General features: G+C 67.9%; 12 protein-coding genes. 6 read left to right on the top strand and 6 right to left on the bottom strand.

From position 1 onward, the window contains the following. The 4 genes from VA603_RS11175 to VA603_RS11160 form a co-directional block, all read left to right on the top strand. A partial coding sequence (locus VA603_RS11175; protein ID WP_323438878.1) for a pirin family protein occupies window positions 1-784 on the top strand: 784 nt, incomplete at its 5' end. 97 nt (window positions 785-881) lie between these two features. Continuing rightward, a complete protein-coding gene (locus VA603_RS11170) occupies window positions 882-1,571 on the top strand; it encodes an isochorismatase family protein (protein ID WP_323438877.1) in 690 nt (229 codons plus the stop codon). Between the two features lie 66 nt (window positions 1,572-1,637). Further along, the gene (locus VA603_RS11165) at window positions 1,638-2,279 is read left to right on the top strand and encodes a hydrolase (protein WP_323438876.1); all 642 of its coding nucleotides are present in this window, start codon (window positions 1,638-1,640) and stop codon (window positions 2,277-2,279) included. A gap of 267 nt (window positions 2,280-2,546) precedes the next feature. Continuing rightward, window positions 2,547-3,974 (top strand): short-chain fatty acid transporter, encoded by a 1,428-nt coding sequence (locus VA603_RS11160; protein ID WP_425603692.1) that lies wholly within the window; start codon window positions 2,547-2,549, stop codon window positions 3,972-3,974. A gap of 166 nt (window positions 3,975-4,140) precedes the next feature. Here VA603_RS11160 and VA603_RS11155 read toward each other — a convergent pair whose 3' ends face one another. Then, window positions 4,141-4,671 (bottom strand): GNAT family N-acetyltransferase, encoded by a 531-nt coding sequence (locus VA603_RS11155; protein ID WP_323438874.1) that lies wholly within the window; start codon window positions 4,669-4,671, stop codon window positions 4,141-4,143. Between the two features lie 239 nt (window positions 4,672-4,910). Next, window positions 4,911-6,893 (bottom strand): UvrD-helicase domain-containing protein, encoded by a 1,983-nt coding sequence (locus tag VA603_RS11150; RefSeq protein ID WP_323438879.1) that lies wholly within the window; start codon window positions 6,891-6,893, stop codon window positions 4,911-4,913. Window positions 6,894-6,969: 76 nt separating this feature from the next. On the opposite strand from VA603_RS11150, the gene VA603_RS11145 reads away from it, so the two are divergent. Then, window positions 6,970-7,590: a thymidine kinase gene (locus VA603_RS11145; RefSeq protein ID WP_132862313.1), complete on the top strand. Its 621-nt coding sequence runs from the start codon at window positions 6,970-6,972 to the stop codon at window positions 7,588-7,590. A gap of 176 nt (window positions 7,591-7,766) precedes the next feature. On the opposite strand, the gene VA603_RS11140 is transcribed toward VA603_RS11145, so the two are convergent. The 4 genes from VA603_RS11140 to VA603_RS11125 form a co-directional block, all read right to left on the bottom strand. Further along, window positions 7,767-9,368: an OpgD/OpgG family glucan biosynthesis protein gene (locus VA603_RS11140; RefSeq protein ID WP_323438873.1), complete on the bottom strand. Its 1,602-nt coding sequence runs from the start codon at window positions 9,366-9,368 to the stop codon at window positions 7,767-7,769. A gap of 268 nt (window positions 9,369-9,636) precedes the next feature. Then, complete coding sequence (gene mutM / locus VA603_RS11135) at window positions 9,637-10,449, bottom strand: bifunctional DNA-formamidopyrimidine glycosylase/DNA-(apurinic or apyrimidinic site) lyase (RefSeq protein ID WP_192288343.1); 813 nt, start codon at window positions 10,447-10,449, stop codon at window positions 9,637-9,639. A gap of 154 nt (window positions 10,450-10,603) precedes the next feature. Beyond that, window positions 10,604-10,933, bottom strand: a complete 330-nt coding sequence (locus VA603_RS11130; protein WP_323438872.1) for an EF-hand domain-containing protein — start codon at window positions 10,931-10,933, stop codon at window positions 10,604-10,606. Further along, entirely contained in the window at window positions 10,930-12,132 is a 1,203-nt protein-coding gene (locus tag VA603_RS11125) for a DesA family fatty acid desaturase (protein WP_132862309.1), read from the bottom strand. The genes VA603_RS11130 and VA603_RS11125 overlap by 4 nt, the downstream gene beginning before the upstream one ends. A gap of 127 nt (window positions 12,133-12,259) precedes the next feature. Here VA603_RS11125 and VA603_RS11120 point away from each other — a divergent pair, with 127 nt between their 5' ends. Further along, window positions 12,260-13,078 carry an ABC transporter ATP-binding protein gene (locus VA603_RS11120; protein WP_132862308.1) on the top strand — a complete coding sequence of 273 codons (819 nt, stop codon included), beginning with the start codon at window positions 12,260-12,262 and terminating at the stop codon, window positions 13,076-13,078. The last annotated feature ends 151 nt before the right edge of the window (window positions 13,079-13,229 follow it).

Below are 13,229 nucleotides of genomic sequence, written 5' to 3'. Positions count from 1 at the left end.
CAACACCCACGGCCGGCAGCTCAGCCCGTTCCTGCTGCTGGACCACGCCGGCCCGGCCGAGTTCAGCCCCACCGACACCCCGCGCGGGGTCGGCCAGCACCCGCACCGCGGGTTCGAGACGGTCACCATCGTCTATGACGGCGAAGTGGCCCACCGCGACTCCACCGGTGCCGGCGGCGAGATCGGCCCGGGCGACGTGCAGTGGATGACGGCCGCCTCCGGCATCCTGCACGAGGAGTTCCACTCCGAGGCCTTCACCCGACGCGGCGGCAAGCTGGAGATGGTGCAGCTGTGGGTGAACCTGCCGGCCAGCGACAAGATGGCCACGCCGGGCTACCAGAACATCGGCAACGCCGACATCCCGGTCGTGCCCCTGGCCGATGGCGCCGGCTCCGTCCGCGTGATTGCCGGTGCCTTCGGTGGCCAGCATGGCCCGGCCCGCACCCACACGCCGATGGATGTCTGGGACCTGCGCCTGCAGCGTGACCGGCACGCCACCTTCGCCTTCGCCGGAGGCCACACCGTGGCGATGGTGGTGCTGCACGGCACGGTGCTGTTCAACGGCAGCCAGGTGGCCCGCGAAGGCCAGATGGTGCTGTTCGACCGTACCGCCGGCGAGGTGGCGCTGGAAGCCAACGCCGATGCCACCGTGCTGGTGCTGGCCGGTGAGCCGATCGACGAGCCCATCGCCGGCTACGGCCCGTTCGTGATGAACACGCAGGAAGAGATCCGCCAGGCGATGGAGGACTTCAACTCCGGCCGCTTCGGCCAGATCGCCGCTTGAACCCATGACCGGGCGTAACCGCCCGGTCACTTCCCCGTCGCGCCTGCATTACCGATGCAGCGCGACCGTCCCATCGCTACTCAACGAGAGCCCCGCCATGAATGCCTTCCCGTACGCGGCCAACTTCAACGGCGCCAAGCCGGTGATCGACCCGGACAACGTCGCCATGCTGCTGATCGACCACCAGAGCGGCCTGTTCCAGACCGTGCATGACATGCCGTTCACCACGCTGCGCCGCCTGGCCGCCACGCTGGCCAGGCTCGCATCGCTGGCCAAGATCCCGGTCATCACCACCGCCTCGGTGCCGCAGGGCCCGAACGGCCCGCTGATCCCGGAGATCCACCAGAACGCACCGCACGCCAAGTACGTGGCGCGCAAGGGCGAGATCAACGCCTGGGACAACCCCGACTTCGTGCAGGCGGTAAAGGACACCGGCAAGAAGCAGCTGATCATCGCCGGCACCATCACCAGCGTGTGCATGGCGTTCCCGTCGATCGCGGCGGTGGCCGAGGGCTACCAGGTGTTCGCGGTGATCGATGCCTCGGGCACCTATTCCAAGCAGGCCCAGGAAATCACCCTGGCGCGGATGACGCAGGCCGGCGTGGTGGTCATCGACGTGGCCGCCGTGGCCTCGGAGCTGCAGAAGACCTGGAACCGCGCCGATGCCGCCGAATGGGCACAGGCCTACACGCAGATCTTCCCGAACTACCAGCTGCTGATCGAGAGCTACAGCAAGGCGCAGGAAGTGGTGACCAACCACGAGCCGCTGGATTCGCAGCGCGATTGATCCGTTTCCCCCCGCACCGCGTGCGCCCTGCGCGCGGTGCATCCCTCCCTGCATAGGAGCTTTGTGATGACCAGCGAAACCAAGCGTGACCCGAAGACCGACGATCTGCTGACCCCGGAGAACTCCGCCCTGATCGTCATCGACTACCAGCCCGTGCAGGTGAACTCCATCGCCTCGATGGACCGCCAGTTGCTGGTCAACCACATCGTCGGCGTCGCCAAGGCCGCAAAGGTCTATGGACTGCCGATCGTGCACTCCACGGTCAACGTCAAGACCGGCTTGAACAAGCCGCCGATCCCGCAGCTGCGCAAGGTGCTGAAGGACGAGCCCACCTACGACCGCACCACCATCAACTCGTGGGAAGACGTGGAGTTCCGCAAGGCGGTGGAGGCCACCGGCCGCAGGAAGCTGATCATGACCGCGCTGTGGACCGAGGCCTGCCTCACCTTCCCGGCGCTGGACGCGCTGCGCGAGGGCTACGAGGTGTACGTGCCGGTCGATGCGGTGGGCGGCACCTCGCTGGCCGCCCATGACGCCGCCCTGCGCCGCATCGAGCAGGCCGGCGCCAAGCTGATCAGCGTACCGCAGCTGTTCTGCGAGCTGCAGCGCGACTGGAACCGTGCCGACACCGCCAAGCAGTTCATGGAGCTGTTCATCAGCACCGGCGGCACGGCGGGCATCCAGTTCGGCTACGACGCGGCGGAGTGATGCAGGAGTGGATGGGGAGCTCAACCGCATTACCCCACCCCAGCCCTCCCCTTGGCTTACGCCAAAGGGAGGGAGCTAGAAGCACCACTCTGCGGGCTGATCGAACGGCACGAATCGCCCCCTCCCTTTGGCGTAAGCCAAGGGGAGGGCTGGGGAGAGTCGGCATTGGCGGGCAAATCCCTTCAAGCTGAACCCGCCCCTCCATCCAAAAGTCCAGTTCCCCCCGCCTGCACGGGATTGCTACCGTCGCGTCGTAGTCCTCAACCGATAGCCCCCATGCAGACTCCCCAAGACACCGCCTCGGCGCGATTCGCCATCCGCTGCGCCCAGTTCGCCGAGCGCTGGTTCCCCGACTCCTGGGTGTTCGCCGCCCTTGCCCTGGCTGCCGTGTCGCTGGCCGCACTGGCCATCGGCGCCCCGGCCACCGAAACCGCCAAGGCCTTCGGCGATGGCTTCTGGAGCCTGATCCCCTTCACCATGCAGATGGCCTTCGTGGTCATCGGCGGTTACGTGGTGGCCTCCTCCGGCCCGGCCTCGCGGCTGATCGACCGGCTTGCCCGGGTACCGCGCAACGGCCGCACCGCGGTGGCGCTGGTGGCCACCGTGTCGATGCTGGCCTCGCTGTTGAACTGGGGCCTGAGCCTGGTGTTCGCCGGCCTGCTGGTGCGTGCGCTGGCGCGCCGCAGCGAGCTGAAGATGGACTACCGCGCCGCCGGCGCGGCGGGCTATCTCGGTCTGGGTGCGGTATGGGCACTGGGCCTGTCGTCCTCGGCTGCGCAGCTGCAGGCCAACCCGGCCAGCCTGCCGCCGTCGATCCTGTCCATCACCGGCGTCATCCCGTTCACCGAAACCATCTTCCTGTGGCAGTCCGGCGTGCTGCTGGCAGCGCTGGTGGTGGTGTCGCTGGTGATCTCCTACGTCACCGCGCCCAACGCCAACTCCGCGCGCGACGCGGCCGACTGCGGCGTGGACGTGCACCACGACGTCGCCCCGCCCAAGGCCACGCCGACCCGCCCGGGCGAATGGCTGGAGCACAGCCCGCTGCTGATCCTGCTGCTGGTGCTGCTGGCCGTCGGCTGGCTGGTGCATGAGTTCTCGACCAAGCCAGCCATCCAGGCGATCTCCGGCCTGAATACCTACAACCTGCTGTTCCTGATGCTGGGCGCGCTGCTGCACTGGCGTCCGCGTAATTTCCTGGACGCGGTGGCGCGCGCGGTGCCGTCCACCACCGGCGTGCTGATCCAGTTCCCGCTGTACGGTTCGATCGCCGCGATCATGACCACCGTCAACGGCAGCGACGGCCACAGCGTGGCCCACCTGATCTCCACCTTCTTCACCCGGATCGCCAGCCACGACACCTACGCGCTGCTGATGGGCAGCTATTCGGCGGTGCTGGGCTTCTTCATCCCCTCCGGTGGCGGCAAGTGGATCATCGAAGCGCCGTACGTGATGCAGGTGGCCAACGACCTGCAATACCACCTGGGCTGGTCGGTGCAGATCTACAACGCCGCCGAAGCACTGCCCAACCTGATCAACCCGTTCTACATGCTGCCGCTGCTCGGCGTGCTGGGCCTGAAGGCACGCGACCTGATCGGCTTCACCTTCGTGCAGCTGCTGGTGCACATCCCGCTGGTGCTGCTCCTGCTGTGGGCGCTGGGCGCGACCCTGGCCTACGTGCCACCGGTGATGCCGTAAGGCGTTGACTCTAGCCCCTCTCCCGCAAGCGGGAGAGGGGTTGGGGAGAGGGCAAGAAGCAAAACCCTGCTGACCTCAGCGACACAGTGCCTAGCCCGAACCCTCATCCGCCCTTCGGGCACCTTCTCCCGCAGGGAGAAGGGCGGCTACGACGATGCCTGGAAGTTCAGTCCGCCCCCTCCGCCAACAAGAACAGGAACAACTCCTCGTCCTTGCCCGGCAGCGTCACCACGCCGTCCGCCACGAACCCCAGCTTCTCCAGCAGCGCCACCGAGCGCGCATTGCCCTTGGACACGATCGCGCACAGCGTCCCGATGCGCAGCGCATCGCGCGCGTACGCCACCACCGCGCGCGCGGCTTCCAGCGCGTAGCCGCGCCCGCCGAATTCCCCCAGCAGCGCGTAACCCACGTCGACGTGGGCCAGGCCATCACGACGCACCAACCCGGCGTTGCCCATCCACGCACCGTCCTCGCGCCGCTCGATCACGTACATGCCGAAGCCGTTGGCCACGTAGCTGGCGAACGGGCCTTTGCGGATGTAGTCGCGGGCCTGCTCCTGCGTGCGCACGCCGCGGTCGCCGATGTACTGGTGGAAACCCGGCTCGTTGAGCAGGGCCAACATGCCGGCCGCGTCGGTGTCGTCATCGCGCAGCAGGCGCAGGGTGAGGCGTTCGGTCTGGATCAGGGGTTGGGGCATTGCCGGGTTCCGTGCGGGATGTGCAGGCCGAGCTTACCGCTCCCCGGCCCTCCCCTCCGCCTGCGGCGCAAGGAAAGGAAGGGAGCAACGCGGCACACGTTGACCTGACCGACCGTCATGATCCGCCCCCTCCCTTTGCCGAAGGCAAGGGGGTGAAGAGGAGCGTTTGCACGCCACTGGCGTGCGGTCCGATGAACGCCCGAAGGCTGTGCCTGAGGGCCGGGCGGGCTAGGGAGGGGTCAGTCAAACAACGCCTGGATCGCCGCCAACCCCGCCTTCGCGCGCTCCTGCTTGTGCGCGGCATCGGCCACCGGGTCGGCACCATCGCGCTGGATCTCGCTGGCCGGCAACTCATCGAAGAAGCGGCTGGGCTTGAGCCGGATGTGCTCGCCGAACTTGCGGGTCAGGCGGCTGAAGCTCATCCACAGCTGCACCTTGGCGCGGGTGATGCCCACGTACAGCAGGCGGCGCTCTTCCTGCAGGTTGCCTTCGTCCAGGCTGACCTGGTGCGGCAGCACGCCGTCCTCGCAGCCGACGATGAACACATACGGGAACTCCAGTCCCTTGGATGCATGCAGCGTCATCATCCGCACCTGGTTGCCGCCGTCATCCTTGTCGTTGCGCGAGATCAGCGCCAGCTGCGCGGCCATGTCGGCGGCGCTGGCACCGCGCGGGCCGCTCTCGAACCACGAGGCCAGTTCCTCGACGTTGTTGGCGCGGCGCTCGTAGCTGGTGGTGTCCTTGGCCTGGTGGCGCATTTCCGCCAGCAGGCCGGAGTCCTTGGCCACGCGCCGCACCAGGTCGCCGGAGCTCATCTGGCGCATGTCCATGCGCAGCGCGCGCAGGATGTCGGTGAACTTGCTCAGGCTGTTGGCCGCGCGCGGCGGCAGCTGCGCCAGCGCGCCCATCGCCTCGGCGGCCTGCGCCATCGGCATGCCCTTCTCCGAGGCCAGCTCGGCCAGCTTGGCCAGCGTGCTGGCGCCAACGTCGCGCTTGGGCGACTGCACCGCGCGCATGAACGCGGTGTCGTCGTCCGGGTTCACCAGCAGGCGCAGCCAGGACAGCGTGTCCTTCACTTCCTGCCGCTCCAGGAACACCGTGCCGCCGTTGAGGTGGTACGGCACGCCGACCAGCTGCATCGCCTTTTCCAGCGGCCGTGACTGGAAGTTGCCGCGGAACAGGATGCAGAAATCACTCCACGGGATCTTGCGGTTGGTGGCCAGGAAATGGATCTCCGAGGCCACCTTCTCCGCCTCGTGCTCGCTGTTGCGGCATTCCCACACGCGGATGCGCTCGCCGTCGGCCTGGTCGGACCACAGCGTCTTCAGGTGCTCGTGCGGGTTGTGCGCGATCAAGGCGTTGGCCGCGCGCAGCACGCGGTTGGAGCAGCGGTAGTTCTGCTCCAGCTTGATGATCTTCAGCGCCGGGTAGTCGCGGCCCATCTGCTGCAGGTTTTCCGGGTTGGCGCCACGCCAGGCGTAGATCGACTGGTCGTCGTCCCCCACGCAGGTGAAGTTGCCACGCGGCCCGGCCAGTTGCTTGAGCAGCCGGTACTGGGCGTCGTTGGTGTCCTGGCATTCGTCCACCAGCAGGTAGCCGATGCGCTCGCGCCAGGCCAGGGCGATGTCCGGGTTCTCTTCCAGCACCTGCACCGGCAGGCGGATCAGGTCATCGAAGTCCACCGCGTTGAACGAGGTCAGCCGCGCCTGGTACAGCTCGTAGACCATGGCCGCGTTCTTCTCGCGGCTGCTGCGCGCCGCCGCCATCGCCTGCTCCGGCGACAGGCCGGCGTTCTTGGCCCGCGAGATCAGGTTCTTCATGTCCTCGATGTCGTCAGGCTTGGCATTGCTGCCGCCCAGCAGGTCCTTGATCTGGCCGTTGGCGTCATCGGCATCGAAGATCGAGAAGTTGCGCTTCAACCCCACCTGTTCATGTTCGATCTGCAGGAACTTCAGCCCCAGCGCGTGGAAGGTGCAGATGGTCACCTCGGCGGCATCCTCCGCGCGCAGGCGCTTGGCCACGCGCTCGCGCATTTCCTTGGCCGACTTGTTGGTGAAGGTGATCGCCGCGATGCGCCGGGCCGGGTAGCGGTTGCTGCCGATCAGGTGGGCGATTTTCTCGACGATCACGCGCGTCTTGCCGCTGCCTGCACCGGCCAGCACCAGCAGGGGACCTTCGGCGTGCACCGCCGCCGCGCGTTGGGGGGGATTGAGGGAGTCCAGCATGGGGTCGGATCACTAGCAGGCCGGCAGTGTAATCCATCGCCCGTGAGCACCGGCCGGCGCGGTAAAATGGCCCATGGCCAAGCTTTATTTCTACTACTCGGCGATGAACGCCGGCAAGACCACCACCCTGCTGCAGTCCGCCCACAACTACCGTGAGCGCGGCATGCGGGTGGCCCTGCTCACCCCGCGCCTGGACCACCGCGCCGGCGCCGGCGTGGTCGCCTCGCGCATCGGCCTGCAGGCCGAAGCCACCGCCTTCGAGCACGACACCGACCTGCAGAAGCTGATCGAGCAGGACATCGCCCGCCACGGCAAGCTTGGCTGCGTGTTGGTGGACGAGGCCCAGTTCCTTAGCAAGGCGCAGGTCTGGCAGCTGTCCGAGGTGGTCGATGAACTGCGTATCCCGGTGCTGTGCTACGGCCTGCGCACCGACTTCCGCGGCGAGCTGTTCGAGGGCAGCCAGTACCTGCTGGCCTGGGCCGACGAGATGCAGGAGATCAAGACCATCTGCCACAGCGGCAAGAAGGCGACGATGACCGTGCGCGTGGACGAAAACGGCTTCGCCGTGCAGGACGGCCCGCAGGTGGAGATCGGCGGCAACGAGCGCTACGTGTCGGTCAGCCGCGCCGAGTTCAAGAAGATCACGCGCGGCGAAGGGCGCATCGACCCGATGCAGGCGCCGCTGCCGTTGTGAGGTGATGTGCGGAGGGCACAAGCATTACCCCTCCCCAACCCTCCCCTTGGCTGCGCCAAAAGGAGGGAGTGATTTCTGCAGGTCGGTCGAATCACAGTGAGGCCCAGCTTCCTTCCCCTCCCTTTGGCGTAAGGGGAAGGTTGGGGAGGGGTGCCTCAAGCAGGGACTCGAGCCAATCAATACAACGTCCGCTCCGGCGCATCGGCCGGCGGCGGGCTGTACTGGTAGAGCCATGTCTCGGTCAGGGTCTTGCCGCCACTGCGCAGGTACAGGCGGACGTCGATCTGGTCGTAACTGCCTTCCGGCGGCACCAGGTCGAACATGGCGCGGTAGCCCTTGATCTCGCGCAACGGGCGCGCCGAGACGATCTCGACCTTGCCGCGGCTGGTTTCCACCACCGTCTCGACCTCGGCCTTGTCGATCAGGCCGGCCAGTTCGCCGCCTTCGAAGTCCACCGCGAAGCGCCACGAGAAGTACTCGCGCTTCTTGCCGATGACCCCGCCCAGGCCGGTGCGGCTGGCCACGCAGTGGGCCAGCGGCGGCCGTGCCGGCGGCTGCGCGCCCCAGTACAGGCGGTAGCCGACCAGCAGTTCCTGGCCCGGCTGCGGCTTGGCCTTCGGGTTCCAGAACGCAACGATGTTGTCGAAGGTCTCATCGACGGTGGGGATCTCCACCAGCTGCACCGAACCCTCGCCCCACTGCCCCTTCGGCTCCACCCACAGGCAGGGGCGCTTCTCGTAGAACACGCCATCGTCCTGGTAATGGTCGAAGTTGCGGTCACGCTGCAGCAGGCCGAAACCGCGCGGGTTGTTGTCCATGAACATGTTGAAGCGCAGGTGCCGCGGGTTGCACAGCGGGCGCCAGATCCATTCGCCGGCACCGTTCCACATCGACAGGCCGTCGGTGTCGTGGATCTCCGGGCGCCAGTCCCAGTCCATCCGGCGGTCGTTCTCGCCGACCTGGTACATGCTGGTGCACGGCGCGATGCCCAGCCGCTCGATCTGACTGCGCGGGTACAGCGCGCTGTCGATGTCCATCAGCAGCACCTCGCCATTGGTGATCGCGAAGCGATACGCACCGGCCACGCTGGGTGAGTCCAGCAGGCCATAGACCACGAGCGTGTCGGAGTCACCGCTGGGTTGTTCCAGGTAATAGGCAATGAAGTCCGGGAATTCCTCCGGCTTGCCCATGCCGGTGTCGATCGCCAACCCGCGCGCGGACTGGCCGTACTGGCCCTCCTTGCCCACCGCGCGGAAATAGCTCGCGCCGAGGAAGGCGGCGAAGTCGCGGTCGGTGTCGGCACGGGTGTTCAGGCGGAACCCGGCAAAGCCCAGGTCGGCCGGCAGGCGCTTGCCGTGCACGCCGCTGCTGCCGTAGTCGAACGCATCACCGTCGTAGGCCAGCTCCTGCGCCTTGCCATCGGCCACGTCGAACATGCGCACCGGCGAATGGAAGTACAGCCCCAGGTGGAAGAACTTGGCCTGGAACTTGCCCGGCTGGTTGGCCCACAGGGCGTGGTCCTGGCGGTAGCGGATGGACTGGTACTGGTCCCAGTCCAGCGCTTCCAGCTCGGCCGGCAAGGTGCGCTTGTGGCTCTGGTACGGCGCGGCCGCCAGCGCCCGCGCCTGGCCCTTGAGCGCGGCGAAATCGAAGGGCTGTGGCTGGCCGATGCGGCGCAGGCCCAACTGCGCCGGCGTGGCCGCGCAGGCGGCGAAGGAAGGCAGGCCGAAGGCCGCCAGTGCGGCGGCGGCATTGCGCAGGAAATCACGGCGTTGCATGCAGTCGTCCGGAGCAAAAAAGGTTGCGCATGATAGGCATACGCCGGCTAACTCTGGAGTGAGCGCCTGCGCGGGGCCGTGGGTAGATCAACCGCAACAGCACCCCTCCCCGGCCCTCCCCTTGGCGATGCCAAAGGGAGGGGGCAAAAGCAGGGTTGCGCTGCCACCTGCCCGACCTGCAGGAACCACCCCCTCCCTTGCGCAGCAGGGGAGGGCCGGGGAGGGGTGCCGTTGCGGTTGCAATTACCCCTGCCCCGCCGCCAGCCACTCACCGCTGGCAATGCCCGCACCACACCGTCGCCCGCTGGCCGATGGTGGCGTGGCGCAGCGCGCGCCCGCACTGCTTGCAGGCCTCCCCCTCGCGCCCGTACACCAACAGCTCCTGCTCGAAGTAGCCGGGAGCACCGTCGGGGCTGATGAAGTCACGCAGCGTGGTGCCACCGCGCACGATGGCGTGGCCGAGGATGGCCTTCACCGCATCGGCCAGCCGCTGGTAGCGCGCACGCGAGACCTTGCCCGCTTCGCGCAGCGGGTTGATGCCGGCCATGAACAGGCTTTCGGCCGCGTAGATGTTGCCCACCCCGACGACGATGCCCTGGTCCATCAGGAAGGTCTTCACCGCCGCGCTGCGGCCACGGCTGCGCTGGAACAGGTAGTCGCCGTCGAAGTCATCATCCAGCGGCTCCGGGCCCAGGCCGCGCAGCAGTTCATGGGTTTCCCCGGTCGGCTGCCACAGCAGGCAACCGAACCGGCGCGGGTCGTTGAAGCGCAGCAGGCGACCGTCCTCCAGGCTGATGTCGACGTGGTCGTGCGCGCGCACCGGCGTATCGCCGGGCAGCACGCGCAGGCTGCCGGACATGCCCAGGTGCAACACCGCGCTGCCCGCTTCGGTGTCCAGCAGCAGGTACTTGGCACGGCGGCGGATCGCGGCGATGCGCTGGCCCGGCAGCTCGGCCTCGATCTCCGCCGGGATCGGCCAGCGCAGGTCCGGCCGGCGCAGGATCACGCCATGGATGCGCCGTCCCTGCAGGTGTGGCTCCAGCCCACGGCGGGTGGTTTCTACTTCGGGTAATTCGGGCATGTCGCGTTCCAGAATCGTTTTTCGTAGGAGCGGCCTCGGCCGCGAAGCTGGCGTTGTTGAACGACCCGCTTCAACCGCCGATGTGCATTGCCTTGCCAGTGCAGGACGTGGTTTCGGTTCCGCGGCCACCGCCGCCCCTGCGCCGCGCCGTCGCTCAACGCGGCGGTGCCATCAGCTCGCGGGCGCTGAGGAACCCGTCGCCATTGGCGTCCTGCCGCGCGAACCGCGCCAGGATCACCTGCCGCTGTTCCTCGCGGGTGATCGGCTTGCCACGGCCACCGGGTTGTTCGTCCGGCTCCAGCACGCCATTGCCGTTGCGGTCCATGCGGTCGAAGGCGTACAGCATCCACTGCAGGTACTCGTCCGGGCTGACCTTGCCATCGCCATCGGCGTCCATGCGCTGCAGGTATTCCTGGGTGTCCTGTAGCTGCGCCATCGCCGGGCCGGCCAGCAGCAGGCCCACCAGCACCGTCATCGTCCTCATGCGGCGCTGAGCGCGTAGCCCTTCAGGCGCGCGGCATAGGCCTGCAGCACCGCACTGCCACTGGCCTCGGCGTCCTGGCACCACTGCTGCAGCTGGCGCAGGCGCTCGGCGGCATCGTGGCTGCGGGCCTCCAGCAGGGCCGACAAGCGCGCACGGTAGTCGACCAGCAGCTGGATGCGCGGGCGCTGCTGCACCCAGTCCTGCAACTGCTCGCGGCAGGCCGGCTTGAGCCAACGGCCATCGTTGACCAGGCCCTTGCGCAGGCGCCGCGGCAGCAGCTTGCGCAGCTTGGCACCGGCGGCGATGGCCTCATCCTTCAGGGCCGGGGCGAACACGTTGCGCTGGTAGTCGGTCATCGCCTGGAAGCGATGCGAGAGCAGCGCCTTGAGCGTGTCGGCATCGGGCACGGCGATGTTGGGGCGGATGTCCATGCTCGGTGCCACGCGCAGCACCTTGGCCAGGCGCAGCGCCTGCAGCAGGCGGATCGCCTGCCAGCCGATGTCGAACTCCCAGCGCCGCATCGAGAAGCGCGCCGAGCTCGGGAAGGCGTGGTGGTTGTTGTGCAGCTCCTCGCCGCCGATCCAGAACGCCCACGGGGTGAGATTGGTGGAGGTGTCGGCCGACTCGAAGTTGCGGTAGCCCCACCAGTGGCCCAGGCCGTTGACCACACCGGCGGCCCAGAACGGGATCCACGCCATCTGGATCGCCCACAGCGCGATGCCCGGCAGGCCGAACAGCACCGCGTTGACCACGAACAACAGCACCGGCCCGAGGTTGGCGTGCGGCGTGTACAGGTGCCGCTCGATCCAGTCCTCCGGTGCGCCGCGCCCGTACTGCTCGATGTCGCCGCGCAGCGCGCGGGCTTCGCGGTACAGCTCCACGCCGCGCCAGAACACGCGGTCGATGCCCTTGGTCACCGGGCTGTGCGGGTCGTCCTCGGTCTCGACCTTGGCGTGGTGCTTGCGGTGGATGGCCACCCACTCGCGGGTGATCATCGAGGTGGTCAGCCACACCCAGAAGCGGAAGAAGTGGGCGATGAGCGGATGGAAATCCACGCCGCGGTGGGCCTGGCTGCGGTGCAGGTACAGGGTCACCGCGAAGATGGTCAGCTGGGTGACCACCAGCAGCACCGCCAGCATGCCCCACCAGCCTAGGCCGGCGATGCCACCAGTGAGGAAATCAAACAGGGCGTCAGGCATGGCGGGACTCCGTGGCAGGTCGGTGCCAGATGAAACAACCGCTACACATGATGGGGGCTGTCGGCGCAAACTTCATCCACCGGCGGGTCGTCCGTTGGTCGAATCCTCAGCTGCCGCTCACCTCCTGATGTCCATCGCCCCCGCCGCCAGCCCGGCCCCCCTGATCGAACTGGACCATGCCTGCGTCATCCGCGGCCAGGTCCGCGTCCTGCATGAATTGAACCTGCGCATCGAGCAGGGACAGCACACGGCGATCCTCGGCCCCAACGGCTGCGGCAAATCCTCGTTCATCAAGCTGATCACCCGTGAGCTGTACCCGCTGGCACGTGCGGACGGTCACATTCCGGTGCAGGTGCTGGGCCAGACCCGCTGGCAGGTGGACCGGCTTCGCTCGCAGCTGGGCATCGTCACCGGCGACCTGTCCAGCAACCTGTCCGACATGCCCGGGTTGAGCGTGGAGGAAGCGGTGATCTCCGGCTTCTTCGCCAGCTACGTGGTGCCGGCGCACCGCGACGTCACCGAGGCCATGCGCCAGCGTGCCCGCCAAGCGCTGGAGCTGGCCCGCGCCCTGCCGCTGCTGGGCCGCAGCTACGCCGAGCTGTCGGCCGGGGAAACCCGCCGCGTGCTGATCGCGCGGGCGCTGGTCAACCAGCCACGCGCCCTGCTGCTGGACGAACCCTCCACCGGGCTGGACCTGATCTCGCGCCAGCACCTGGTCGACACCATGCAGCACCTGGCCCGGCAGGGCATCACCCTGGTGTTGGTCACCCACCACATCGAGGAAGTGATCCCGGAAATCGGCCGCGTGGTGCTGATGAAGGGTGGCCGCATCCTGGCCGACGGCCCGCGCGCGGAGCTGTTGTGCTCCGGGCCGCTGTCCGAGCTGTTCGGCGGGCCGGTCCAGGTCCGCGAGGACGAAGGCCGGCTGACCGCCTGGGTCGGGTAAACGGGCCATCGCCGCTGCCCCGATCCACCGCGGTGGTGCCGGCAATGCGATGATGCCGGTCCGTTCCGTCGTTTCCGCCGTACCCGAATGTCCCGTACCCGCTTCCCGCTGCGCCTCGCCGCAGCCGCTTCGCTGGCCGCCGCCCTGGCCG

Origin of the sequence: Stenotrophomonas capsici (assembly GCF_034961085.1) — a bacterium.
Taxonomy (GTDB): domain Bacteria; phylum Pseudomonadota; class Gammaproteobacteria; order Xanthomonadales; family Xanthomonadaceae; genus Stenotrophomonas; species Stenotrophomonas capsici.
The sequence above is the reverse complement of the archived record's forward strand: the minus strand, read 5'-3'. Positions and strand labels throughout refer to the sequence as shown.

Excerpts from the sequence above, each read along its gene's own strand:
- VA603_RS11170 (WP_323438877.1), top strand. The coding sequence starts at position 882 with ATGAATGCCTTCCCGTACGCGGCCAACTTCAACGGCGCCAAGCCGGTG.
- VA603_RS11165 (WP_323438876.1), top strand. The coding sequence starts at position 1,638 with ATGACCAGCGAAACCAAGCGTGACCCGAAGACCGACGATCTGCTGACC.
- VA603_RS11155 (WP_323438874.1), bottom strand. The coding sequence starts at position 4,671 with ATGCCCCAACCCCTGATCCAGACCGAACGCCTCACCCTGCGCCTGCTG.
- VA603_RS11145 (WP_132862313.1), top strand. The coding sequence starts at position 6,970 with ATGGCCAAGCTTTATTTCTACTACTCGGCGATGAACGCCGGCAAGACC.
- VA603_RS11140 (WP_323438873.1), bottom strand. The coding sequence starts at position 9,368 with ATGCAACGCCGTGATTTCCTGCGCAATGCCGCCGCCGCACTGGCGGCC.
- mutM (WP_192288343.1), bottom strand. The coding sequence starts at position 10,449 with ATGCCCGAATTACCCGAAGTAGAAACCACCCGCCGTGGGCTGGAGCCA.
- VA603_RS11130 (WP_323438872.1), bottom strand. The coding sequence starts at position 10,933 with ATGAGGACGATGACGGTGCTGGTGGGCCTGCTGCTGGCCGGCCCGGCG.
- VA603_RS11125 (WP_132862309.1), bottom strand. The coding sequence starts at position 12,132 with ATGCCTGACGCCCTGTTTGATTTCCTCACTGGTGGCATCGCCGGCCTA.
- VA603_RS11120 (WP_132862308.1), top strand. The coding sequence starts at position 12,260 with ATGTCCATCGCCCCCGCCGCCAGCCCGGCCCCCCTGATCGAACTGGAC.